Below are 23,577 nucleotides of genomic sequence, written 5' to 3'. Positions count from 1 at the left end.
TCGTTTTGTTCAGTTTTCAAGGATCCATGTCTGCCGCCTGTTTTTAACGAGCGACTTTTCTATTATAACATCCCACTAAGGGAATGTCAATAACTTTTTCTTGTTTAATGCTGTCCATCAAGGACAAGTAATAATATATCAGCATAATGATGGAGTGTCAACATCTTTTTTTAAAAAAAAATTTATTCTCTGCTTTTGGTTCTTTTTCCTACTCTTAAATATTTCATACATTCATGATGACTCGCAACTCTCTTAAATAAATTGAATAAAATGTTATACCTCTCCTTCATCGCCCTTTTCACAACATGATCAATTCTGTGATCATTAAGATCAAACAGAATTTCGTCCATTTCCCTTTTCAACAAATAATAGATCTCTTCTTTTTCCTTTTCATTTATTAGTATTCCGATCATGTAGGTCACTCCTTTTGATAAGTGTCTCATGCGCTGCGAAAAAACCCGGGAACTGGTTCTAACGTTTGCAAGGCCGTCATACAAATAGAAGCAAAGACTTGTCTAGTGGAGGGCCGAAAATGAATTTTTGGTATGTGATAAAGGATAAAAGAGTGAAACAAACATTATTGATTGTTATTATTTCATTTTTTACTGCATTATTATTGTTTACTCAAAATATACTCCATATTCCTGTTTTGGCGGGAAAAGAAGGTCCTCAAGCGATCTACAGAGGCGAAAAAGGAATTGCTTTAACGTTTGATATCGGCTGGGGAGATGAAAGAGCAGAGCCGATTATCAATACCTTAATTAAAAACAAAGTGAAGGCGGCCACTTTTTTTCTTTCAGGTTCTTGGGCAGAAAGACATCCCGATTTAGTCAAAAAAATAGCCGATCATGGATACGAAATTGGAATGTTAGGTTACAGTTACAAAGATTATACCGCCTTGGAAGATGAAGAATTGAAAAAGGAATTTTTAAAAACGAAAGAAACATTTAAAAAACTTCAGTTGAAAAATGTTCATTTATTCCGTACACCGACCGGCCACTTCGACAAGAGAGTGATTAAAACAGCCGATCAATTCGGATTCACGATTGTTCATTGGAGCGTTAACTCTGAAGATTGGAAAAATCCCGGAGTAGATCATATTGTCAAAAATGTTTCAAAGGCGAAAAACGGTGATATCATTTTGCTTCATGCTTCCGATTCCGCTAAACAAACCAAAAAAGCTTTGCCTTTAATCCTCAAGACACTTCAGCATAAAGGAAAATTTGTGACCATTTCGGAAATGATTGCAAACGGCAATGTCGATACTACATTAATCCCTTAATTCTTCATTAGCACCTTCAACAAACTGTCTGAAATCGGAAGATAATAGAAATAAAACAGGAGAATAAACAGAACCGCTGAAAAGAAAAGAGAAAGAGGAAAAAATATGAACAGCATTCATTAGACTTTAAAAATTAGCGGGAGCATTGGAAAAAGCTCCGAATATACATATGGCATTTGCGGGTAAACGACAGGTTTGGCTTCCTTCATCCAAAAGGAAGCCATTCCTTTTTATCGGTGCTACGAACAAACGTCAGTAAACATCCGCTCGTTCTTTTTATTTTAAGAAAATTCACTATTTTCCTTTTGCGGCAGGGTGATTTTTTTCATTTGGCGGATAGACGATAGCCTTCTTTTTTCGGGAGATCTCTTCTTGGGATCTCTCAATGTATTTAGGCAGCATAAGAAGCTGGTAAGCATTGCAGAACAGGAGAGCAAACAGCATTAAATACAGCCAGCTTTTTTCATTCACCGTTAAAACCGGCAGCCATTCCAGAACGGTGGCCACTACCATAAAAAAGAGAGCAGAAGCAAACATTTTTTTATTGGATTGTTTTGTTTTGATCCAAGCGACCACAATCGCAAAGGACAATAAAAAAGCCGCCAATCCAAAATAAGGGATAAGTGATTCTCCTTTATCCGCAAAAGCTTGAAAGCGAAAATACACCAAATCAAACAATACAAACGCCACTAAAATCATTTGAACAGCATTCCAAAGAGAATTGGAACGAAACATGCGCAGTCCGAATTGATGAATGGTCAAATAGGCAAAATACCCCATTTGGCTGATAACACTAAACGTGAATCCTACACCGACAAGCCATATAAATACCGAGAAAATGTTAAGAACATCCCCTTTTTGAAACAAAGGAGCAAACTCATCCCAACGAATTATAAACCCCATAATTCCGGCCGTTATTCCCCCAATAAACAGCGTATGTATAAAAAAACGAACCCAATTTCGAATCGTCACGCCGAGTTCCCCCATTTTTCCAGTATTGTATTGATTTTACCAACAGAGGAGCAAAAAATCCAGTTGATAAATCCTTCCCAAAGAATAAATTTTGGCCCTTAGATTATCCTAACGATAAGAAAGTTCTTAGAAAGGAGCTTTTTTTCATGAGAATTGTACGGCCTCTTCTTCTCGTATTTTTTTTATTAACGGCCTGTTCTGGCGATGAACAAATTAGCAGCCGCATGAATTATGATGAGACGAAAAGAATGGTCATTGACATATTGAAAACCGATGACGGCAAAAAAGCCATAAAAGAGGTATTGAAAGATAAAGATTTGAATAAAAATTTAATAATGGAGCAACCGGAAATCACAAAAACGATCGAACAAACACTAACATCGGAAAAAGGCAAAAAATTTTGGGAAAAGTCTTTTCAAGACCCTAACTTTTCAAATTCTTTTGCGAATGGCGTAAAAACAGAAAACGAAAAGTTATTAAAAAGTTTAATGAAAGACCCTGAGTACCAAACGATGATGCTGGATATTTTAAAAGATCCGTCCTATGAACAAGAAGTCATGAAGCTTTTAAAAAGCAAAGATTTCAGACAGCACCTTCAAAAAATCATGCTCGAGACGTTTGAGAGCCCTTTATATAAAAAGAAAGTAGCGGATTTGCTGGTGAAAGAAGCTAATGATCAGCTCAGCGGCAAAAACGATCAGCAAAACCAAACAACGAGCGGCGGCCAAAAGTTTAGTCCATAGAAAAAAGCCGGCCCCGAAGTTGCCGGCTTTTCTCGCTTAATTTTGGCTGACCAGTTTTTGATCCACTTTCTTTGCAATATCCATGTAAATTTTTCCGATCGGATGATCTTCTGAATAGACTGACGGAGCAAAATCTGCTTCATTCCAGTCAGGCTGTTGAAGCGGAATTTGGCCAAAAAGATCGGTCTGCAATTCCTCGGCCAGCTTTTCGCCGCCGCCTTTGCCGAAAATATATTCTCTTTCGCCCGTTTTTTTACTTTCAAAGTAAGACATGTTCTCAATGACACCAAGTATTTCATGCTCGGTCCTTAAAGCCATTGCTCCTGCTCTGGCCGCTACAAAGGCTGCTGTCGGATGAGGAGTCGATACGATAATTTCTTTACTGTGTGGAATCATCGTATGAACATCCAATGCCACATCTCCTGTTCCCGGAGGTAAATCCAAAATCAAATAATCCAGTTCTCCCCACTCCACTTCTTTAAAGAAGTTGTTGAGCATTTTCCCTAGCATCGGCCCCCGCCAAATGACAGGCGCATTATCCTCTACAAAGAATCCCATTGAAATGACTTTGACCCCAAATCGCTCCACAGGTATAATCTTATTGCCTTTGACGAGCGGGCGATGAGTGATCCCCATCATATCCGGAACACTAAATCCATAAATATCGGCATCAACAAGTCCGACCTTTTTGCCGAGGCGGGCCAGCGCAACGGCTAAATTAACCGATACCGTGGACTTACCTACTCCCCCTTTACCGCTCGCGATGGCAATGAACTCCGTTTTACTAGAAGGAGAAAGCAAATCATGTCCGGAATCCCCTGCTTGCCCTTTGAATTTTTCCAGCACCTCTTTCGGGAGTTCCGCAAAGCGAATCCCAACCGTTTCTGCCCCGGCATTTTTCAGTAGATTGACAATTTCCATTTGAAGCTGTAATTGCTCAGAGGTTCCCGTTTTGGAAATAGCCACCTTCACACTTACATGTTTCTTTTCTTCTTTTATTTTGACTTCCATAATTCCATTGGTCTCTTCCAACGTTTTATGTAAAAATGGATCTTGCACCTTTTTTAGCAACTCCCGCACTTCTTGTTCGCTAATCACGCTCTACACCTTCCTTTTCATTCCTTTTCAATAGTATAGCATATATTCAGACAATCCATAAAACTTCGCTACTATGTCTATCTTCCCGTATGGCCGTTTACCTTAATGTACTTTCCACCATCCGCAATTATCGCCGCCTTCGCTTTATGATTCTCTAAGTGGAAAGCAGAAAGGTCAAAATAAAAAGCCATTGGATTCTCCTCCTCCGGCTATTCGGTAAAGTATCTTAAAACTCCTTTATAAATGGACGCTGCCACTTTTTCCTGATAGTCATCCGTTTTTAATTGTTCTCTTTCATCATGATTGGATAAAAAGCCGATTTCCACTAAAGCTCCTGGCTTTTTCGCATATCTTAAAATATATACATGGTCAATGGCTTTCGCTAAACGATTGGTGTTTTCCAAGTTTAAAACTAGTTCGTCTTGGATTAATTTTGCGACTTTTTGATTTTCTTTATAATGCGGGGAAAAAAACGTCTGGGCTCCTCTCCATTGCGGGGAAGGGATAGAATTTAAATGAATGCTTATAAAAAGGTCGGCATCCGATTTATTAATGAGATCCAGTCTTTTTTTCAAATCTTCTGTTTTGCGTCGGCTTAGTCCGCTCGTGTCTTGGTTTGCTAAGTCCTTATCCTTTTCTCGTGTCAGCACGACGAGCGCTCCCTGCTGTTGTAAATAATCTCTCACCTTTTTGGCTACATTTAAAGCAATGTCTTTTTCCTGCGTACCGTCTTTTGTAGCGCCGCCGTCGGGACCGCCATGCCCAGGATCCAAATAAATGATTTTTCCCGATAACGGCAAATTCCAAGGCTTCCATGAGTGGTTTTCTAAAAATTTAAACTGGATTAGTAAAAAAATGAGCACACAGCCTAATATATAAACTCCCCACTTTAATCTCCGGTGCATAGAGCGCCCCCTCCTTGTTCTCTCTACTTTTTAACATATGGGACAAGGGGGGATTTTAGACCAACTCGAAGGCCATTTTCTATGACCGAGTTAATGAAGCCGAAGTTTTAACCGTTTCTTTCCCTGGGAGTATCCTTCATTCCACCAGTAATCAACAAACTGGCTGCAATTGTAGAAAGTGGATTCATCGACGTTATCAGCCACGCCGATTTTCCACCAATACAGCCAAAAATGATATAACGTATCCGTCAAATACTCGATTTCATGCTGACATCTATTTTTCACCACATTGGTGTCTTCACCATAAAATCCAAATTTGCTGTACCTTCCTCCTAATAAGTAGGATTCGATCCCCACATCGAAACAAGCATCCTCAAATCCCGGATCATCCATCAAAACATTTCCAAAAAGATGGATCGTGCCAAAGTACATTCGAATGCTGTTTTGCAAATTTTGGATAGAAAGTTCCTTTAACAGACTTCGTTCAAGTTGAATTTCCTTTTTTCGCAATCGTTCTGTAAAGGAAGTAATAACAGTCATCGATAGAATCCTCCTTTGTCCTATTTTTCGACAAAAAAAAGAAACTATACGATGCTTGTTATCTTGGCGTAGAAGGGAGGATCATTACTGCCATCTAGAGTGAATACAATTTCTTCTAAATCGAGTAGGAGGGAGCGATTAACTCCCGTCCTCTCACACCACCGTACGTACGGTTCCGTATACGGCGGTTCAATTAAGATAATTGACGCAAGTCTTTATAACTTCCGTGAATAGCTGTTCTCTTTATGCCAGTGGTCACTCCACCCTCCAAGAGGTCTCCCACGGGATTCACCGCTTCCTCCCTCAAGTGAGGTACTACGTTTTCTGTGTTCATCATGACTCACTGAATACCAAGGGCTATTCTCTCTTAATTGTTCGGTCCTTCTTAGTTGTTCTAGACCAACTAATACTATGACCTCTGCTGACTTCTGACGGTTCAGCTACTTATCACTAAGTAGGTTATGAAGAGTACTTCACATATCCGCCAGACCTCCCCGGGTAAGTACATGCACTTTCACACCATCTATCCGCCTCATTTACTCGATATGACCTTCGACAGAAAGAGCTTTGTTTTGTTATGCAAACTCACTCAATCATACCTAGCCTTATATGAGGTTCGTGTTCCTCGGACCGGTGTTTTGCCTCCAGCTTCCTTCAGATTCCGCGTCACCACGGACACCCTTGCTCTTGGCTAACCTCTACTTCTGTCTTCGGGGTTCGGGACTTACACCCTATAGTTCATGTACATGCCGGGCGCACATAAAAAAGACCCCCAACCATAAAGATTGAGAGCCTTTGATACGTACAATTAACGTTTTGAGAATTGTGGTGCACGACGAGCGCCTTTGAGACCATACTTCTTACGTTCTTTCATGCGTGCATCGCGAGTCAAGAGTCCTGCACGTTTTAGTGGTTGACGATATTCCGGATCAGCTTGAAGCAGCGCACGAGCGATTCCGTGGCGAATAGCGCCTGCTTGACCAGTATAACCGCCGCCTTTTACGTTTACTAATACATCATAATTTCCAAGCGTTTCTGTAATCACTAAAGGTTGTTTAATCACTTCACGTAAAGCTGCAAATGGAATATAATTTTCAACATCGCGGCCGTTAATGACGATACGTCCATCGCCAGGAACTAAACGAACGCGAGCAACTGAGCTTTTACGACGACCTGTTCCGTAATATTGAACTTGTGCCAAATTAATACCCTCCTCTTTCAATTATCCGCGAAGTTCATAATTTTCCGGTTTTTGCGCTTGATGTGGATGTTCCGGACCAGCATAGACATGCAATTTTTTAAACATTTGACGTCCAAGGGAGCCTTTTGGAAGCATTCCTTTAACGGCTAATTCAAGCATTTTCTCAGGATAGTTCGTCCGCATTTCTAAAGCTGTACGAGCTTTTAATCCGCCTGGATGTTGAGAGTGGCGATAATAAATTTTGTCCGTTAATTTTTTGCCAGTTAATTCAATTTTTTCCGCATTAATAATAATTACGTGGTCACCAGTATCAACATTCGGTGTGTAAGTTGGTTTATGCTTACCGCGCAAAATAGATGCTACTTCACTTGCAAGACGTCCCAAAGTTTGGCCTTCGGCGTCTACAACGTACCATTTACGTTCGATTTCATTTGCTTTCGCCATATACGTCGTACGCATGTTTTTTACCCTCCCATATAATCAAAGTCGTTTCATATGATTTATTTAAAAACACGAATAAGTTTCCGGGGCTTATCGTGGGGCTAAATAACATACCGTATCTATGATAAAGGTTTCTAAAAGCAATGTCAAGAAAATGTTACGCCTGGATTAGTTGTCATAGAATACGTTCCATAAATACAATCCCTCTGGCGGAACGGTTTTCCCGGCTTTCGATCTGTCCTTCGCTTCTAAGATTTCAGGGATTTCTCCTGGAGATCGTTTTCCTGTCCCACATTCCAAAAGAGTGCCGACGATAATCCTGACCATATTGTACAAAAAACCGTTTCCGACCAGCTGAAAAACAATCTCCTCCCCTTCTTGGACAATCGCTATTTTGCGGATGGTTCGTACTTTATCCTTGACCTCCGTCTTAGCTGAACAGAAGCTCGTAAAATCGTGCGTTCCCGTTAAATAACGAGCTGCCTCTTCCATCGCCTCTATATTTAATGAATGAGGGAAATGATAGGCATAAAACCTCTTTAAAGGATCGCGGTGGGGAGTGGTATACAGTCGATAGCGGTATTCTTTGCCCGTTGCAGAAAAGCGCGCATGAAAGGCATCGTCGACCGCTTCTACTTGAATGGCTGCAATATCTTCAGGAAAAATGCTATTTAACACTTGCACCCACTTTGTTTCCGGAATCGGAAGGGACGTATCAAAATGGATCACTTGACCGCGAGCGTGAACGCCAGCATCGGTCCGACCCGATGCTGTCACTTTTACTGCTTCTCCTTTATGTAGGACCTTTAATGCTGATTCTATTTCCGATTGGACCGTTCTTTTAGCCGGTTGAATTTGATAACCAGCAAAGCCTGAACCATCATACGAAATCACACATTTCATTCTAACCATATAGGACACTCCATCTAGCTTCTTAATAGCCATAGCACCACAGCAAAAATAACGATGATCACAAGAACAAAAGTATCGCGAAGTTTCCAAGTCAACAGACGATATTTGGTACGTCCTTCTCCGCCTTTATAGCCTCGCGCCTCCATGGCCACGGCAAGATCTTCCGCACGTTTAAAAGAACTGACAAACAGCGGAATTAATAGCGGTACAACCGCTCTGATCCTTTCTTTAAGCGGCCCTCCGGAAAAATCAGTTCCTCTAGCCGTCTGCGCCTTCATAATTTTTTCTGTCTCATCCATAAGAGTAGGGATGAACCGCAGTGCTATCGAGATCATCAACGCCAGTTCGTGGACAGGAAGCTTGATTTTTTTAAACGGTCCAAGAAGGCTTTCCAGCCCGTCCGTAATCGAAATCGGTGTCGTCGTCAGCGTCAATAAAGATGTGACCAACACCAGAATGAAAAAGCGCAACGAGATAAAAACTCCCTGCTGGATTCCCACTTGATAAAATTTGATAAATCCCAGCTGAAAAACGAGAGGCCCTTCTCTTGTAAAAAAGAGTTGAAGTAAAAACGTAAACAAGATCAACCATAAAATCGGCTTCAACCCCGCCAGCAAAAAACGAAACGGAATGCGGGACAAAAAGATAAGGAAAACCGTAAATGCGGTTAAAATGCCATAGGTCGCCATATTATTGGCCAAAAACACAATACACACAAAAGCAATCACAAAGACAAGTTTTGAGCGCGGATCCAGCCTATGTACAATGGAATCTCCCGGTACATAGCGTCCAAAAATCATCTTTTCCATCATGGCTGACCACCCCGCTTGTACAACCGCTCCAACTCATCAGCTAATTCTTGAACGGATAAACACGTTTTTCCTAAACGGATTCCTGATTTTTTTTCAAACATGTATTGAAACTTCACAACATCAGGCACGTTTAATCCTAAGCCAAACAATTCCTCGGGGGAAGAAAAGATCTCTTCTGGCTTTCCTTTTCTGGCCAGTTTTCCTTGATGCATAATGACGATTTCATCAGCATATAAGGCAGCATCTTCCATACTGTGGGTGACTAAAATGGTTGTCATTTTTTTCTCTTGGTGAAGCTTGTAAAAGAGATCCATGATTTCCCGCCTTCCCCGCGGATCCAAACCAGCGGTCGGTTCATCAAGAACGAGCACTTCCGGTTCCATCGCCAGTACGCCAGCAATCGCCACTCTTCTCATTTGGCCGCCTGACAGGTCAAATGGAGATTTCTGCAGTACATCCTCCGGCAGCCCTACTTTCTTAGCTGCCAGACGTGCTCGCCGTTTCGCCTCTTCTTCCGGCACCCCAAAATTGATCGGTCCGTAACAAATATCTTTTTCAACGGTTTCCTCAAACAATTGGTGTTCCGGAAATTGAAAGACAATCCCTACTTTTTGCCTTATCGGTTTTAAATTCTTATTTTTTCTGCCTGCCTCAATCACGTTCTCCCCTATTTTTACTTGCCCGCTTGTCGGTTGCAAAAGAGCATTTAAATGCTGCAAAAGAGTTGATTTCCCGGAACCGGTATGGCCGATGACAGCAAGAAATGTCCCTTCCGGTATATCAAATGAAACATCCTTGAGCGCAAAACGTTCAAATGGAGTTCCGGCCGAATATCGATATTCTACATGTTGAAGTTTAATGTCCATAAATCATTCACCAACTCATCTTCTGTCAAATGATTTTGGGGAATATGAAGTCCCCGTGAACGTAGCTCTTTGCTCATTCTGACCGAAAAGGGGATATCAAGACCGAGCGCTATCAGCTCTTCGTCCATTTGAAAAATTTCCTCAGGAGTTCCCTCTTTATAAACCTTTCCTTTATTTAAAATGATCACACGATCCGCTTTTGCCGCTTCTTCCAAGTCATGTGTAATCGACACAACGGTGAGATTGCGATCCTCCTTCAATTCTCTTACCGTAGCCAAAACTTCTTCTCTGCCACGGGGATCCAGCATAGATGTAGCCTCGTCTAGGAGAATAATATCCGGTCTTAACGCCAGAACGCCGGCAATCGCCACACGCTGTTTTTGCCCTCCAGAAAGATGATGCGGTTCTTGTCTGGCAAAAGCGCTCATTCCTACTTTCTCCAAGGATTCTTGCACTCTTATGACCATTTCATCATGATCTACACCATTATTTTCTAAACCGAACGCGACATCATCTTCCACCGTTGTACCTACAAATTGATTGTCAGGATTTTGAAACACCATCCCCACTTTTTTGCGAATGTCCCAAACGGTATCTTCCCCTAACAAAATGTCGCCCACCACAATTTTCCCTTTTTCAGGAAAATGAAGACCGTTTAGTAATTTGGCCAAAGTAGATTTCCCGGATCCGTTATGGCCGACGATCGCCAGCCATTCCCCTTTCGCGATCGATAGACTTACGTCTTCAAGAGCATATCTCGGTTGTTCAGGATAACGAAAAAATACGTGCTCAATCTGAACAACTATTTCTCTTTTCAATTCGAATCCCCCCCTAAACGAACCCGTCCCTGCTTTCTTTTCCTTTATACCACAGTTTGACAAAACGATGAAGCAAAAGTCGGACACATATCGACATCATTAAAACGTGCCATAAAAAGCTGGCGCGCCCCAAGTAGATATTTGGTTCATTTAACACGATTCTAAAGAGACGAAAAGCGTCCTCAGAATGCCGAACAACCGGCGAAAAACAGAACCTTGCAAAATAAACCAAACATCCACTGCCAAGTACTTCTTTAACAGGCTAAGCACTATCTCTTCTCTGAAGATCAGCCCGCCATCAAACCGTTGTTTTGCAGCCCGCAGAGCAGCATGATCTTATTATAATTTTCGCAAAATACAAAAAAAGCCCGCGCCTCTTTTCACGAATGTCGAATAAAAGAGGCGCACGAGCTAGACGAGTCTTATCATTGCTCATCATAACGCTCAAGCTTTGTTGCAATCGCGTACATTAAAAATATAGAAAAAGGGCAGTGGTCAGTTGCTGTCAACTGTCCCGCCCCAATGGTCTACCTTCGTCATTAAACTAATTCAATAACGACCATAGGTGCACCGTCGCCACGACGAGGTCCGATTTTCATAATGCGAGTGTAACCGCCTTGGCGTTCTTGATAACGAGGTGCGACGTCGTTAAACAATTTTTGCAAAGCGTAAACCGGTTTTTCCTTTTTCTTTCCATCTGCACCTTCTACTTCAATAGTATCTGCTACTTCATGACGCAAGAAGGCAGCTGCTTGACGGCGAGCATGCAAATCTCCGCGTTTGCCAAGTGTAATCATTTTTTCTACGACAGAGCGCAATTCCTTTGCACGCGCTTCTGTTGTTTCAATGCGTTCGTTAATGATTAAATCTGTTGTCAAATCGCGAAGCAATGCTTTCCGCTGATCGCTTGTACGTCCTAGCTTTCTATAAGACATGAAGATTCCCTCCTTTGTTGAGCTATCTATAACAAAATCGTATGATTAATCGTCTTTACGCAAACTTAGCCCAAGTTCATTTAACTTGGCTTTTACTTCTTCTAATGATTTTCGTCCAAGGTTTCGGACTTTCATCATATCTTCTTCCGTTTTATTTGCCAATTCTTGTACTGTATTGATGCCCGCACGTTTTAGACAGTTGTAGGAACGAACGGATAGATCCAATTCCTCGATCGTCATTTCCAGAACTTTTTCTTTTTGATCTTCTTCTTTTTCGACCATAATTTCAGCATTTTGAGCCTCATCGGTCAAATTAACGAAGATATTTAAATGCTCTGTTAAAATTTTGGCGCCAAGGGAAACGGCTTCCTTCGGTCCAATACTGCCGTCAGTCCAGACATCAAGCGAAAGTTTATCGTAGTTGGCGACTTGACCAACTCTCGTCTTTTCTACTTGATAGTTCACTCTTGAAACTGGAGTATAAATAGAATCTATCGGGATCACGCCGATTGGATGATCTTCGCGTTTGTTTTGATCAGCTGGAGTGTAGCCGCGCCCACGCCGCGCTGTTAACCGCATGCGCAAACTGCCGTTTTCCGCCAATGTAGCAATGTGTAAATCAGGGTTTAAAATTTCCACATCGCTGTCATGGGTAATATCTGCAGCGGTCACAACACCTTCACCCTGCACATCAATTTCAAGCGTCTTTTCTTCATCAGAATATATTTTTAAAGCTAATTTTTTTATGTTCAAAATGATGGATGTTACATCTTCAACGACGCCTTCAACTGTTGAAAACTCGTGCAAAACTCCGTCTATTTGAATAGATGTGACAGCGGCACCTGGGAGTGAGGATAATAGGATACGACGTAAGGAGTTACCCAAAGTTGTACCATATCCACGCTCAAGTGGTTCTACGACGAACTTCCCATAAGTGGCATCATCGCTGATCTCAACCGTTTCAATTTTTGGTTTTTCAATCTCGATCATTCAATTATACCCTCCTTTAAAACGTCGAAACCCCGGCTAGAACAATCACCGAAATTCCCCATGTTTTCGTTCCCGATTGTGCACAATGAAAAGATTTTTTCTGTTTAAACAAAAATATCATTAGTATCCCATTATTGACAGAGATACAAATAATATACAGAAAAATTAAACACGGCGACGTTTTGGCGGACGGCATCCATTATGAGGTACAGGAGTCACATCTTTAATTGCTGTAACTTCCAGTCCGGCAGCTTGAAGTGCACGAATCGCAGCTTCACGTCCAGCACCGGGTCCTTTTACTGTTACCTCAAGAGATTTCATTCCATGTTCCATGGAAGCTTTTGCAGCTGTTTCTGCTGCCATTTGTGCTGCGAATGGAGTGGATTTACGGGAACCTTTGAAACCAAGAGCCCCTGCACTTGACCAAGCGACAGCATTCCCATGGACGTCAGTAATAGTGACAATCGTATTGTTAAATGTAGAGCGAATGTGCGCAATTCCAGTTTCAATATTCTTTTTGACACGACGTTTACGAGTAGTTGTTTTACGAGCCATTGTTGGTGTTACCTCCTTTACCTATTATTTTTTCTTGTTCGCTACAGTTTTGCGCGGACCTTTACGTGTGCGGGCATTGTTTTTCGTATTTTGTCCACGAACAGGTAAACCGCGGCGATGACGAAGTCCACGATAGCTGCCGATTTCCATTAAACGTTTAATGTTCAGCGATACTTCGCGGCGAAGATCTCCTTCAACTTTTAATTTATCGACAAGATCACGGATTTTGTTCACTTCTTCATCTGTTAAATCACGAACGCGAGTATCTTCAGAAACACCAGCTTCTGCCAAGATTTTTTGAGCAGTAGATTTACCGATACCATAAATATAAGTTAAAGAAATCACAACACGTTTATCACGCGGGATATCTACACCAGCAATACGTGCCATATAAGAGCACCTCCTTCAAAATTAACCTTGTTTTTGTTTATGTTTTGGATTTTCACAGATTACCATAACTTTTCCCTTTCTGCGAATGACTTTGCATTTTTCGCAGATCGGTTTAACAGACGGTCTTACTTTCATTTTCCAAACCTCCTTAATTATTTCGGAGTGCAAAACTATTTATAACGGTACGTAATTCTACCGCGTGTCAGGTCGTACGGAGATAACTCAACCGTTACTTTATCCCCGGGCAAAATCCGGATGAAGTGCATACGGATTTTCCCAGAAACGTGCGCAAGCACCGTGTGACCATTTTCTAATTCCACTTTAAACATCGCATTTGGCAAAGTCTCAGTAACGGTACCTTCTACTTCAATAACATCGTCTTTCGCCATCGTATCGTCTCCCTTCTTCCTTCTTGTAGGACCCGCTTCACGATTCATCGTCTAGGCATTGCTCGAAGCTGCAAAAAACATGCTGACAGCCACAACCATCTATATGAAGTAAAACCACTTAAAAAAGGGTATGTTTAAGCCGTTTGATCAGGTGGTCAAACAAAACAGCAACCGCCTAAAACAGATTCACTCATTAAAATGAAACTACAAGGCGATCAAACACTTATTTTATCACCCAATTCATCACAAATCAACTCTTATCGCAACGGTCAATAAAAGCGATCTTTCCTGTAAAACACAACAGGAAGCGGCACCATCCTAGTGGAACCGATCTTGAAAATGTTCATTTTCATTGTTGACCACTCCACTATCAGCTACACATGATGAATTCATCTTGATGACCAATTTGAAAGACGTTTCATAGCCGATAAACGGGTCGCTTTTCAACAAGAAACTTGTGATCAAGCCTAAACAAAAATATATTAATCAGCAAGCTTGCCTAGCAGTTGATCAATATCTTCAAATACCTTATTTATTTCCTGCGTGCCGTCAATATTTTTCAAATAGCCTTTTTCACCATAAAAATCAAGCAAAGGTTTTGCTTGTTTTAAATTGACATCCAAGCGGTTTTGAACCGTTTCCGCATTGTCGTCAGCCCGTTGATACAGTTCTCCTCCGCATCGGTCACATTTGCCAGCCACTTTAGGAGGATTAAAGACTAAATGATAGGTGGATCCGCAGCTTTTGCAAATTCTGCGTCCTGTCAACCGTTCCAACAGTAAATCTTTATCGACATCAATGTTGATCACATAATCGATCTTTTTTCCAAGATCGCTCATAATGGACTCTAACGCTTCAGCCTGAGCAACGGTTCTTGGAAATCCATCTAATAGAAATCCTTTTTTGCAGTCGTCTTTGCTTAGACGTTCGCGAACGATGCCAATAGTCACTTCATCGGGAACTAGCTCGCCTTTATCCATATAAGACTTGGCTTTTAAACCCAGCTCCGTACCCTCCTTCATAGCTGCACGGAACATATCTCCAGTAGAAATATGAGGGATTTCGTATTTCTCGACAATTTTTTCGGCTTGCGTACCTTTTCCGGCACCCGGCAGCCCCATTAATACAAGATTCACTCTTCTACCCCCTCAGGTTAAATAAGTTCATATATATCATCGAAACAAGCTATTTGATAAACCCTTTGTAGTGACGTTTTACAAGCTGCGTTTCTAATTGTTTCATCGTTTCCAAGGCAACCCCGACAATGATCAACAAACTGGTGCCTCCAATGCGTGATGAAGGGGGAAGTCCTACAATATCAACAAAGAAAACAGGAAGTACAGCTACCACTGCAAGGAATATGGACCCTGCAAAGGTAAGACGATACAAAACGCGTGTTAAATAATCTTGCGTATTTTTGCCGGGCCGAATACCCGGAATATACCCGCCTTGCTTTTTTAGATTATCTGCTAATTGTTCTGGATTCACTTGCACAAAAGCGTAAAAATAAGAAAACGCAATGATCAATGCGACATAAATCAACATGCCGACAGGTTTTGTATAATCAAAAATATTATGGATCGTACTTGTGACTTTCTCGTTTCCAAAGAAAGTTGCAATCGTTTGAGGAGCAATGAGAAACGAGATCGCAAAGATAACCGGGATTACTCCGGCTGCATTAACCTTTAACGGCAAATGCGTAGATTGTCCTCCAACAGGGCTTCTTCCAACAAGACGTTTAGCGTATTGAATAGGAATTTTTCGCAAAGCCTGCTGAACAAAAATAACACCGACCACAATCGCTAAGACGGCGACAGCAATCAGAAGTAGGACAATAATTTTTAAGAACAATTGATCTCCAGCATTTTGAAGTTGCTGCGCATAAATTTGGTTAATACCGTTTGGAATACCTGCTACGATTCCCGCAAAAATAATGATTGAGATTCCGTTGCCGACCCCTTTAGCGGTAATTTGCTCTCCCAGCCACATTAAGAAGGCGGTGCCGGCCGTCAATACAAGAGCAATCAGGAGATAGGTGCCAATGCCATTACCTACAATTAACAGCCCTCCATATAAACGATTGAATCCATACGACATTCCCAGAGCTTCAATGAAGCCTAGTACAATCGTAAAATAACGAGTAAACTGATTCAGTTTTCTTCTTCCTACTTCACCTTGCTTCGACCATTCCGTGAATTTCGGAACTACATCCATCTGAAGCAATTGAACAATAATGGAGGCAGTAATGTAGGGCATGATCCCCATTGCAAAAATGGAGAAGTTTTTCAATGCACCGCCCCCGAAAGTATTTAAAAAGCCAACAAGTCCGACCTGCTCTTGCATTTTAAATACATCGGCATTAACGTTCGGCACTGGGATAAAGGTTCCGATACGGAACACAATCAACATAAGAAGGGTGAATATAATTTTTTTTCTTATATCACCCACGCGCATAAAATTGGAGACTGTACGAAACATTAAATCACCTCGGCTTTACCGCCGGCAGCTTCAATAGCTTCTTTAGCAGCAGAAGAGAACTTATGAGCTTTTACCGTTAATTTTTTCTCAATAGCACCCTTCGCTAAAATTTTGATACCTGCTTTTTCTTTGCTGACAACCCCTGTTTTGATCAGAAGTTCTGGAGTTACTTCTGTACCGTCTTCAAAGCGATTTAATGCTTCCAGGTTCACAATAGCATATTCTTTTCGATTGATATTCGTAAAGCCGCGTTTTGGAAGTCTTCTGTATAAAGGTGTTTGCCCACCTTCAAAACCTAAACGCACACCACCGCCGGAACGAGCGTTTTGTCCTTTTTGACCTCTTCCGGACGTTTTTCCGTTCCCTGAACCAATACCACGGCCTACACGATTGCGTTTTTTGCGAGCCCCTTCAGCAGGTTTTAACTCATGAAGTTTCATTTTTCGAGCACCTCCTTATTCAATGATCGATCCTTATTGTTCTTTCACAGTTACAAGATGAGACACTTTGTTGATCATACCACGAATGGCTGGATTATCATCATGTTCAACGGTTTGATGCAGTTTACGAAGCCCTAATGCTTTAACTGTTTCACGTTGATCTTTTGGACGACCGATCAAGCTGCGAGTGAGGGTAATTGCTAACTTGTTTGCCATTTTACTCCCTCCTTATCCTAACAGTTCTTCTACTGATTTACCGCGCAATTTCGCTACATCCTCAGCACGTTTTAATTGTTTCAATCCGTCTACTGTTGCACGAACCATATTGATCGGCGTGTTGGAACCTAGGGATTTGGAAAGGATATCTCCTACACCTGCTAGTTCCAATACGGCACGAACAGGACCGCCGGCAATAACACCCGTACCTTCAGATGCAGGTTTTAAAAGAATTTCCCCTGCACCAAAGTGTCCGATTACTTCGTGAGGAATCGTCGTTCCTACTCTTGGTACTTCAAAAAGATTTTTCTTTGCATCCTCAACCGCTTTACGAATAGCATCCGGAACTTCTTGCGCTTTTCCAGTTCCGAATCCAACATGGCCGTTTTTGTCACCTACAACCACAAGAGCAGAAAAACGGAAACGGCGACCACCTTTTACAACCTTCGCAACACGGTTTACGGTAACAACGCGTTCTTCTAATTCAAGCTTGTTTGGATCAATGCGACGCATTCAAGTTTCCCTCCTTTTATCTTAAAATTGCAAGCCATTTTCGCGTGCAGCATCAGCCAATGCTTTTACACGACCATGATATAAATATCCACCACGGTCAAATACAACAGAAGTAATTCCTTTCTCAACAGCTTTTTTAGCGATAAGTTCTCCCACTTTCGCTGCAGCTTCGACATTACCAGTGGATTCTAAATCGAAATCCTTTTCTAATGTTGAAGCGCTGGCAAGAGTTACTCCTTTCGTATCATCGATCAGCTGAGCATAAATGTGTTTATTGGAACGATAAACATTTAAACGCGGACGAGCAGAAGTACCGGAAATTTTCGTACGTACACGTGCATGTCTTTTTTTGCGCACTTTGTTTTTATCTGGTTTTGTAATCACCAAAGCTCACTCCTTTCTTTACCTAAGCGGCATTACTTCCCTGTTTTACCTTCTTTGCGGCGTACATATTCTCCTTCATAGCGAATACCTTTTCCTTTGTAAGGTTCAGGTGGACGAACATCGCGGATATTGGCAGCAAGGGCGCCTACACGCTCTTTGCTTACCCCTTTAACGACGATTTTCGTATTAGAAGGAACTTCGATTTCGATGCCTTCTTCAGGTTCTATTTCTACTGGATGTGAGTAACCTACGTTTAAAACAAGTTTTTTACCTTGTTTTTGCGCACGGTATCCAACCCCGATCAATTCAAGGGATTTTTCAAATCCTTTTGAAACACCTTCGACCATATTGGCCAAAAGTGCGCGAGTCGTTCCGTGGAGAGCACGGTGTTCTTTTGAATCAGAAGGCCGTGTTACAATAATTTCTTTTTCTCTTACTTCAATGTTAAAATCTGGGTTAAAGGTCCGGGTAAGACTTCCCTTCGGCCCTTTTACTGTTACGGTATTTTTTTCAACGGTAACAGTAACGCCTGATGGAATTTCAATAGGTTTTTTTCCGATACGAGACATTTAAGCTGCACCTCCATTCATAAAGAGAATTATTACCAAATGTAAGCTAAAACTTCTCCGCCCACTTTTTTAGCACGTGCTTCTTTGTCTGTTAACACACCTTGAGAAGTGGAAACAATTGCGATTCCTAAGCCGTTTAAAACTTTAGGCACTTCGTCCGCTTTTGCGTAAACACGCAAACCTGGTTTACTGATTCTTTTCAAACCAGTAATTACGCGTTCGTTGTTCGGTCCGAATTTCAGAAAAATACGGATAATGCCTTGTTTATTGTCTTCAATGTATTCAACGTCACGAATAAAACCTTCACGTTTTAAGATTTCAGCGATTTCTTTTTTGATTTTTGAAGCCGGAAGTTCTAATTTTTCGTGACGAACCATATTCGCATTACGGATACGAGTCAACATATCTGCAATTGGATCTGTCATTACCATAGGTTTTTACCTCCTTCCCTAATTCGGGTATTACCAGCTAGCTTTTTTCACGCCAGGAATTTGACCTTTATATGCGAGTTCACGGAAACAAATACGGCAAAGTTTAAATTTGCGATAAACGGAATGTGGACGTCCGCAGCGTTCGCAGCGTGTATATTCACGCACTTTAAACTTTTGAGGCCGTTTTTGTTTCACGATCATTGATTTTTTAGCCACGATGTCGCCTCCTTTTTGTATGTTAAGAGCGATTATTTTTGAAATGGCATTCCAAATTCAGTCAACAGTTCACGTGCTTCTTCGTCTGTATTGGCAGTCGTAACAATAACAATATCCATTCCGCGCACTTTGCTTACTTTATCGTAATCAATTTCAGGGAAAATCAATTGTTCTTTAATTCCTAATGTGTAATTGCCACGGCCGTCAAACGCTTTTTTAGAAACACCACGGAAGTCTCTTACACGAGGTAGAGAAACGGAAATTAGTTTATCAAGAAATTCATACATGCGTTCGCCGCGAAGGGTAACTTTCGCACCAATCGGCATTCCTTCGCGAAGACGGAATCCAGCAATTGATTTTTTTGCACGGGTAACAAGAGGTTTTTGTCCAGTAATAAGTGACAATTCTTCTACAGCATTGTCTAATGCTTTAGCATTTTGTACAGCGTCACCTACACCCATGTTGACAACTACTTTTTCGATTTTAGGTACTTGCATAACAGATTTGTAGTTGAATTTTTTCATTAATGCAGGAGTAATTTCTTTAAGATATTTTTCTTTTAGGCGGTTCATTTAGAATACCTCCCTTCATCTAAAAACTATTTATCTAATGGTTGACCAGATTTTTTAGCAATTCTAATTTTCTTACCGTCCACAATTTGATAGCCTACTCGGGTAGGCTCATTCGTTTTCGGATCTAAAGGCATAACATTTGATACATGTATAGGTGCCTCTTGGCTGATGATACCGCCTTGAGGATTCAATTGAGAAGGCTTCGCATGTTTTTTAACAATGTTTACTCCTTCCACAATCACGCGGTTTTTCTTAGGAAATGCCGCTAGGATAACCCCAGTTTTTCCTTTATCTTTACCGGAGATCACCATTACTTTATCGCCTTTTTTTACATGCATTTTGTAGCACCTCCTTGAAAGGCCTGAAAAATATTTGGATTATTAAATTACTTCTGGAGCAAGAGATACGATTTTCATAAAGTTATTGTCGCGCAATTCGCGTGCCACAGGTCCAAAAATACGAGTTCCGCGAGGGCTCTTGTCATCACGAATAATGACACAAGCATTTTCATCAAAACGGATGTAGGAACCGTCAGAACGGCGAACACCGCGTTTTGTACGCACAATTACCGCTTTTACAACGTCGCCTTTTTTGACAACGCCTCCTGGTGTTGCTTGTTTAACCGTACACACAATCACATCACCAATATTAGCGGTTTTGCGTCCGGAACCACCTAAAACTTTGATCGTAAGAACTTCGCGAGCTCCAGAGTTGTCAGCAACTTTTAATCTGGATTCTTGTTGGATCATTTGTGTAACCTCCCTTCGGAATGAGCATCAATCCGAACAAATTAATTAAATGATAACAGCTTTTTCAACAATTTCCACTAAGCGGAAACGTTTCGTAGCAGAGAGCGGGCGAGTCTCCATAATACGAACAATATCGCCTACTTTTGCTTCATTTAATTCATCATGAGCTTTATATTTTTTCGAGTATTTAACCCGTTTCCCGTAAAGTGAATGTTTTTTGTATGTTTCCACCAAAACGGTAATAGTTTTATCCATTTTGTCAGAAACAACGCGTCCAGTATAAACTTTTCGGTTATTACGTTCGCTCATTAGGCAAACCTCCTTTCAATTATCGATTGTTAACACCGATCTCTCTTTCGCGAATAACAGTTTTCATACGAGCGATCGCTTTACGTACTTCACGAATACGAGCAGTATTTTCAAGCTGACCAGTCGCTAATTGAAAGCGAAGGTTAAAGAGCTCTTCTTTTAAAGACTTGATTTTTTGTTCAATTTCGGCAGTGGTAAGTTCACGGATTTCATTAGCCTTCATTTGATTCACCACCAATTTCTTCACGTTTTACAATCTTGCACTTAATCGGCAGTTTGTGAGATGCAAGACGAAGCGCTTCGCGTGCAACTTCTTCTGATACACCGGCAATTTCAAACATGATTTTGCCTGGTTTTACAACAGCTACCCATCCTTCAGGAGCCCCTTTACCGGAACCCATCCGTACTTCCAACGGTTTAGCCGTATACGGTTTATGAGGGAAGATCTTAATCCAAACTTTACCGCCACGTTTAGTATAACGAGTCATCGCAATACGGGCAGCTTCGATTTGACGGTTTGTGATCCAAGCCGATTCAAGAGCTTGAAGGCCGAATTCTCCGAATGAAACTTCTGTACCGCCTTTTGCTCGTCCGCGCATTTTTCCGCGATGTTCACGGCGATATTTAACACGTTTTGGCATTAACATATTAATTTCCTCCTTCCTCAGATTTCTTCTTAGCAGGAAGGACTTCTCCACGATAAATCCATACTTTCACGCCGAGTTTTCCATAAGTTGTATCAGCTTCTGCATGAGCATAATCAATGTCAGCGCGAAGAGTATGAAGAGGAACAGTTCCTTCACTGTAATGTTCAGAACGAGCAATATCAGCCCCGCCTAAACGTCCTGAAACCATTGTTCTGATTCCTTTAGCGCCTGCACGCATAGCACGACTGATTGCTTGTTTTTGTGCACGACGGAAAGATACACGGTTTTCAAGTTGACGAGCGATGTTTTCTGCAACTAATTTAGCGTCTAAATCAGCTTTCTTAATTTCGACAATATTGATGTGAACTCGTTTTCCGGTTAAATCGTTTAAAGCTTTGCGGAGAGCTTCAACTTCAGTACCGCCTTTACCAATAACCATTCCAGGTTTTGCAGTATGAATCGTGATGTTGATACGGTTTGCCGCACGTTCGATTTCCACACGGGAAACGGATGCATCTTCTAGGCGTTTTGCAATATATTCACGAATTTTTAAGTCTTCGTGTAAAAGGTCTGCGTAATCTTTTTCTGCGTACCATTTCGAATCCCAATCACGGATTACACCAATACGCAAACCGTTAGGATGTACTTTTTGACCCACGAATTATCCCTCCTTTTTTTCTGATACCACGATCGTAATGTGGCTTGTGCGTTTATTAATTTGGCTAGCTCTTCCCATAGCGCGAGGACGAAATCTTTTTAAAGTCGGACCTTCATCCACATAGGCTTCAGAAACCACAAGATTGTTTACGTCCATGTCATAGTTATGTTCTGCATTCGCAACAGCAGATTTTAATACTTTTTCAACGATAGGAGATGCTGCTTTTGGAGTAAGACGTAAAATCGCAACAGCTTCACCTACTTGCTTTCCTCGGATCAAATCAACCACTAAGCGAGCTTTACGAGGAGCAATTCGAACTGTTTTTGCAACAGCTTTAGCTTGCATTAGGATAACCTCCTCTCATTAACGTCTTGTTTTCTTGTCGTCACCGGCATGGCCTCTGAAAGTACGAGTTGGTGCAAATTCTCCCAACTTATGGCCTACCATATCTTCAGTAATGTATACAGGCACATGTTTACGGCCATCGTAAACAGCAATTGTATGTCCGATAAAAGATGGAAAAATCGTTGAACGACGAGACCAAGTTTTAATTACTTGCTTCTTATCACTTTCATTCAATTTTTCAATCTTTTTCATTAAATGGTCATCAACAAATGGTCCTTTTTTCAAGCTGCGACCCATATTGGTACCTCCCTTCTTGATTGTTCTACGGCTCTTAAATCGAACCGTAGTGCAATCTTATTATTTTTTGCGGCTGCGTACGATAAATTTATCGCCTTTATGGTTTTTCTTGCGAGTTTTATATCCAAGAGTCGGTTTACCCCATGGCGTAACAGGAGTTTTACGTCCAATTGGAGCACGTCCTTCCCCACCACCGTGTGGATGGTCGTTCGGGTTCATAACAGATCCGCGAACAGTTGGGCGTTTACCAAGCCAACGAGAACGTCCGGCTTTTCCGATATTAATTAATTCATGTTGTTCGTTACCAACTTGGCCGATCGTAGCACGGCAAGCAGCTAAAATCATTCTTACTTCACCGGAAGTCAAACGAACAAGTACATATTTTCCTTCTTTCCCAAGTACTTGTGCAGATGTTCCGGCAGAACGAACTAATTGTCCACCTTTTCCAGGTTTTAATTCGATGTTGTGAATAATTGTACCGACTGGAATGTTGGCAAGCGGCAATGCATTTCCGACTTTAATATCCGCTTCAGGTCCAGACATTACTTCCATGCCGACCTTTAAATTTTTAGGAGCTAAGATATAACGTTTTTCTCCATCTACATAGTTGATTAAAGCAATATTGGCGGAGCGGTTTGGATCATATTCGATCGTAGCAACGCGTCCTGGTATGCCATCTTTATCGCGTTTAAAATCGATAATGCGGTATTGGCGTTTATGACCGCCGCCTTGATGACGAACAGTGATTTTCCCTTGGTTGTTGCGGCCGCCTTTCTTATTTAAAGGCGCTAGCAACGATTTCTCTGGAGTATCCGTTGTGATTTCGGCAAAATCAGATACCGTCATGCCGCGACGACCGTTGCTAGTTGGTTTGTACTTTTTGATCGCCATTCTTTATTCCCTC

38 protein-coding genes are annotated in these 23,577 nt (G+C 41.5%); 2 read left to right on the top strand and 36 right to left on the bottom strand.

Translation table 11 applies throughout. From position 1 onward, the window contains the following. Positions 1-182 precede the first annotated feature (182 nt). The gene (locus BSM4216_RS00850) at positions 183-413 is read right to left on the bottom strand and encodes a hypothetical protein (protein WP_003354735.1); all 231 of its coding nucleotides are present in this window, start codon (positions 411-413) and stop codon (positions 183-185) included. A gap of 119 nt (positions 414-532) precedes the next feature. On the opposite strand from BSM4216_RS00850, the gene pdaB reads away from it, so the two are divergent. Continuing rightward, positions 533-1,282, top strand: coding sequence for a polysaccharide deacetylase family sporulation protein PdaB (gene pdaB, locus BSM4216_RS00845; RefSeq protein WP_048622390.1), 750 nt, complete (start codon positions 533-535; stop codon positions 1,280-1,282). 294 nt (positions 1,283-1,576) lie between these two features. Here pdaB and BSM4216_RS00840 read toward each other — a convergent pair whose 3' ends face one another. Then, a complete protein-coding gene (locus tag BSM4216_RS00840; RefSeq protein WP_048622389.1) occupies positions 1,577-2,254 on the bottom strand; it encodes a KinB-signaling pathway activation protein in 678 nt (225 codons plus the stop codon). Between the two features lie 146 nt (positions 2,255-2,400). Here BSM4216_RS00840 and gerD point away from each other — a divergent pair, with 146 nt between their 5' ends. Beyond that, positions 2,401-2,997 (top strand): spore germination lipoprotein GerD, encoded by a 597-nt coding sequence (gene gerD / locus BSM4216_RS00835; RefSeq protein WP_048622388.1) that lies wholly within the window; start codon positions 2,401-2,403, stop codon positions 2,995-2,997. A 36-nt stretch (positions 2,998-3,033) separates the two neighbouring features. Here gerD and BSM4216_RS00830 read toward each other — a convergent pair whose 3' ends face one another. From BSM4216_RS00830 to rplB, 34 genes are all read right to left on the bottom strand, one after another. Continuing rightward, positions 3,034-4,095 carry an Mrp/NBP35 family ATP-binding protein gene (locus BSM4216_RS00830; protein ID WP_048622387.1) on the bottom strand — a complete coding sequence of 354 codons (1,062 nt, stop codon included), beginning with the start codon at positions 4,093-4,095 and terminating at the stop codon, positions 3,034-3,036. 209 nt (positions 4,096-4,304) lie between these two features. Continuing rightward, complete coding sequence (cwlD, locus tag BSM4216_RS00825; RefSeq protein WP_048622386.1) at positions 4,305-5,000, bottom strand: N-acetylmuramoyl-L-alanine amidase CwlD; 696 nt, start codon at positions 4,998-5,000, stop codon at positions 4,305-4,307. Between the two features lie 90 nt (positions 5,001-5,090). Next, positions 5,091-5,540, bottom strand: a complete 450-nt coding sequence (locus BSM4216_RS00820) for a DUF2521 family protein (protein WP_048622385.1) — start codon at positions 5,538-5,540, stop codon at positions 5,091-5,093. 808 nt (positions 5,541-6,348) lie between these two features. After that, positions 6,349-6,741 carry a 30S ribosomal protein S9 gene (gene rpsI, locus BSM4216_RS00815; protein WP_003354745.1) on the bottom strand — a complete coding sequence of 131 codons (393 nt, stop codon included), beginning with the start codon at positions 6,739-6,741 and terminating at the stop codon, positions 6,349-6,351. 21 nt (positions 6,742-6,762) lie between these two features. Further along, a complete protein-coding gene (gene rplM / locus BSM4216_RS00810) occupies positions 6,763-7,200 on the bottom strand; it encodes a 50S ribosomal protein L13 (RefSeq protein ID WP_003354746.1) in 438 nt (145 codons plus the stop codon). A 150-nt stretch (positions 7,201-7,350) separates the two neighbouring features. Next, a complete protein-coding gene (gene truA / locus BSM4216_RS00805; RefSeq protein ID WP_048622384.1) occupies positions 7,351-8,094 on the bottom strand; it encodes a tRNA pseudouridine(38-40) synthase TruA in 744 nt (247 codons plus the stop codon). 14 nt (positions 8,095-8,108) lie between these two features. Then, complete coding sequence (locus BSM4216_RS00800; RefSeq protein ID WP_048622383.1) at positions 8,109-8,906, bottom strand: energy-coupling factor transporter transmembrane component T family protein; 798 nt, start codon at positions 8,904-8,906, stop codon at positions 8,109-8,111. After that, entirely contained in the window at positions 8,903-9,772 is an 870-nt protein-coding gene (locus BSM4216_RS00795; RefSeq protein WP_048622382.1) for an energy-coupling factor ABC transporter ATP-binding protein, read from the bottom strand. The genes BSM4216_RS00800 and BSM4216_RS00795 overlap by 4 nt, the downstream gene beginning before the upstream one ends. Further along, on the bottom strand, positions 9,748-10,590 hold the full coding sequence (locus tag BSM4216_RS00790; RefSeq protein WP_003354752.1) for an energy-coupling factor ABC transporter ATP-binding protein: 843 nt from the start codon (positions 10,588-10,590) through the stop codon (positions 9,748-9,750). Before BSM4216_RS00790 ends, BSM4216_RS00795 begins: the two co-directional genes overlap by 25 nt. Positions 10,591-11,129: 539 nt before the next feature. Next, positions 11,130-11,525 (bottom strand): 50S ribosomal protein L17, encoded by a 396-nt coding sequence (rplQ, locus tag BSM4216_RS00785; protein ID WP_003354753.1) that lies wholly within the window; start codon positions 11,523-11,525, stop codon positions 11,130-11,132. Positions 11,526-11,570: 45 nt separating this feature from the next. After that, positions 11,571-12,515 carry a DNA-directed RNA polymerase subunit alpha gene (locus BSM4216_RS00780; RefSeq protein WP_003354754.1) on the bottom strand — a complete coding sequence of 315 codons (945 nt, stop codon included), beginning with the start codon at positions 12,513-12,515 and terminating at the stop codon, positions 11,571-11,573. Between the two features lie 165 nt (positions 12,516-12,680). After that, positions 12,681-13,070, bottom strand: coding sequence for a 30S ribosomal protein S11 (gene rpsK / locus BSM4216_RS00775; RefSeq protein WP_003354755.1), 390 nt, complete (start codon positions 13,068-13,070; stop codon positions 12,681-12,683). 24 nt (positions 13,071-13,094) lie between these two features. Continuing rightward, the gene (gene rpsM / locus BSM4216_RS00770; RefSeq protein ID WP_003354756.1) at positions 13,095-13,460 is read right to left on the bottom strand and encodes a 30S ribosomal protein S13; all 366 of its coding nucleotides are present in this window, start codon (positions 13,458-13,460) and stop codon (positions 13,095-13,097) included. Positions 13,461-13,481: 21 nt separating this feature from the next. Beyond that, positions 13,482-13,595 (bottom strand): 50S ribosomal protein L36, encoded by a 114-nt coding sequence (rpmJ, locus tag BSM4216_RS00765; RefSeq protein ID WP_003156543.1) that lies wholly within the window; start codon positions 13,593-13,595, stop codon positions 13,482-13,484. A 35-nt stretch (positions 13,596-13,630) separates the two neighbouring features. Next, complete coding sequence (gene infA / locus BSM4216_RS00760) at positions 13,631-13,849, bottom strand: translation initiation factor IF-1 (protein ID WP_003354757.1); 219 nt, start codon at positions 13,847-13,849, stop codon at positions 13,631-13,633. Positions 13,850-14,331: 482 nt separating this feature from the next. Beyond that, a complete protein-coding gene (locus BSM4216_RS00755; RefSeq protein WP_003354758.1) occupies positions 14,332-14,985 on the bottom strand; it encodes an adenylate kinase in 654 nt (217 codons plus the stop codon). 49 nt (positions 14,986-15,034) lie between these two features. Then, positions 15,035-16,327, bottom strand: coding sequence for a preprotein translocase subunit SecY (gene secY / locus BSM4216_RS00750; protein WP_048622381.1), 1,293 nt, complete (start codon positions 16,325-16,327; stop codon positions 15,035-15,037). After that, entirely contained in the window at positions 16,327-16,767 is a 441-nt protein-coding gene (gene rplO / locus BSM4216_RS00745; RefSeq protein WP_048622380.1) for a 50S ribosomal protein L15, read from the bottom strand. Before rplO ends, secY begins: the two co-directional genes overlap by 1 nt. A gap of 33 nt (positions 16,768-16,800) precedes the next feature. Continuing rightward, positions 16,801-16,983, bottom strand: coding sequence for a 50S ribosomal protein L30 (gene rpmD / locus BSM4216_RS00740; protein ID WP_003354761.1), 183 nt, complete (start codon positions 16,981-16,983; stop codon positions 16,801-16,803). A gap of 12 nt (positions 16,984-16,995) precedes the next feature. After that, a complete protein-coding gene (gene rpsE, locus BSM4216_RS00735) occupies positions 16,996-17,496 on the bottom strand; it encodes a 30S ribosomal protein S5 (RefSeq protein ID WP_003354763.1) in 501 nt (166 codons plus the stop codon). 21 nt (positions 17,497-17,517) lie between these two features. After that, a complete protein-coding gene (gene rplR / locus BSM4216_RS00730; protein ID WP_003354764.1) occupies positions 17,518-17,880 on the bottom strand; it encodes a 50S ribosomal protein L18 in 363 nt (120 codons plus the stop codon). A gap of 32 nt (positions 17,881-17,912) precedes the next feature. Next, positions 17,913-18,449 carry a 50S ribosomal protein L6 gene (gene rplF, locus BSM4216_RS00725; protein ID WP_048622379.1) on the bottom strand — a complete coding sequence of 179 codons (537 nt, stop codon included), beginning with the start codon at positions 18,447-18,449 and terminating at the stop codon, positions 17,913-17,915. A gap of 32 nt (positions 18,450-18,481) precedes the next feature. Beyond that, positions 18,482-18,880 (bottom strand): 30S ribosomal protein S8, encoded by a 399-nt coding sequence (gene rpsH, locus BSM4216_RS00720; protein WP_003354766.1) that lies wholly within the window; start codon positions 18,878-18,880, stop codon positions 18,482-18,484. A 30-nt stretch (positions 18,881-18,910) separates the two neighbouring features. Further along, positions 18,911-19,096 (bottom strand): type Z 30S ribosomal protein S14, encoded by a 186-nt coding sequence (locus BSM4216_RS00715; protein ID WP_003354767.1) that lies wholly within the window; start codon positions 19,094-19,096, stop codon positions 18,911-18,913. 32 nt (positions 19,097-19,128) lie between these two features. After that, a complete protein-coding gene (gene rplE, locus BSM4216_RS00710) occupies positions 19,129-19,668 on the bottom strand; it encodes a 50S ribosomal protein L5 (protein WP_003354768.1) in 540 nt (179 codons plus the stop codon). 26 nt (positions 19,669-19,694) lie between these two features. Further along, positions 19,695-20,006 (bottom strand): 50S ribosomal protein L24, encoded by a 312-nt coding sequence (rplX, locus tag BSM4216_RS00705; protein WP_003354769.1) that lies wholly within the window; start codon positions 20,004-20,006, stop codon positions 19,695-19,697. 42 nt (positions 20,007-20,048) lie between these two features. Further along, positions 20,049-20,417, bottom strand: a complete 369-nt coding sequence (gene rplN, locus BSM4216_RS00700) for a 50S ribosomal protein L14 (protein ID WP_003354770.1) — start codon at positions 20,415-20,417, stop codon at positions 20,049-20,051. A 45-nt stretch (positions 20,418-20,462) separates the two neighbouring features. Continuing rightward, positions 20,463-20,726 (bottom strand): 30S ribosomal protein S17, encoded by a 264-nt coding sequence (gene rpsQ, locus BSM4216_RS00695; protein ID WP_003354771.1) that lies wholly within the window; start codon positions 20,724-20,726, stop codon positions 20,463-20,465. Between the two features lie 19 nt (positions 20,727-20,745). Next, on the bottom strand, positions 20,746-20,949 hold the full coding sequence (gene rpmC, locus BSM4216_RS00690; protein WP_003354772.1) for a 50S ribosomal protein L29: 204 nt from the start codon (positions 20,947-20,949) through the stop codon (positions 20,746-20,748). Then, positions 20,939-21,373 (bottom strand): 50S ribosomal protein L16, encoded by a 435-nt coding sequence (gene rplP, locus BSM4216_RS00685; RefSeq protein WP_003354774.1) that lies wholly within the window; start codon positions 21,371-21,373, stop codon positions 20,939-20,941. Before rplP ends, rpmC begins: the two co-directional genes overlap by 11 nt. Position 21,374: 1 nt before the next feature. After that, positions 21,375-22,031: a 30S ribosomal protein S3 gene (rpsC, locus tag BSM4216_RS00680; RefSeq protein ID WP_003354776.1), complete on the bottom strand. Its 657-nt coding sequence runs from the start codon at positions 22,029-22,031 to the stop codon at positions 21,375-21,377. Between the two features lie 3 nt (positions 22,032-22,034). After that, positions 22,035-22,376: a 50S ribosomal protein L22 gene (gene rplV / locus BSM4216_RS00675; protein ID WP_048622378.1), complete on the bottom strand. Its 342-nt coding sequence runs from the start codon at positions 22,374-22,376 to the stop codon at positions 22,035-22,037. 18 nt (positions 22,377-22,394) lie between these two features. Continuing rightward, positions 22,395-22,673, bottom strand: coding sequence for a 30S ribosomal protein S19 (rpsS, locus tag BSM4216_RS00670; protein WP_048622377.1), 279 nt, complete (start codon positions 22,671-22,673; stop codon positions 22,395-22,397). A 60-nt stretch (positions 22,674-22,733) separates the two neighbouring features. Beyond that, entirely contained in the window at positions 22,734-23,564 is an 831-nt protein-coding gene (rplB, locus tag BSM4216_RS00665) for a 50S ribosomal protein L2 (protein ID WP_048622376.1), read from the bottom strand. Positions 23,565-23,577 lie beyond the last annotated feature (13 nt).

The organism is Bacillus smithii (genome assembly GCF_001050115.1).
GTDB lineage: Bacteria > Bacillota > Bacilli > Bacillales > DSM-4216 > Bacillus_O > Bacillus_O smithii.
This window is presented reverse-complemented; position numbering and strand designations above follow the sequence as displayed.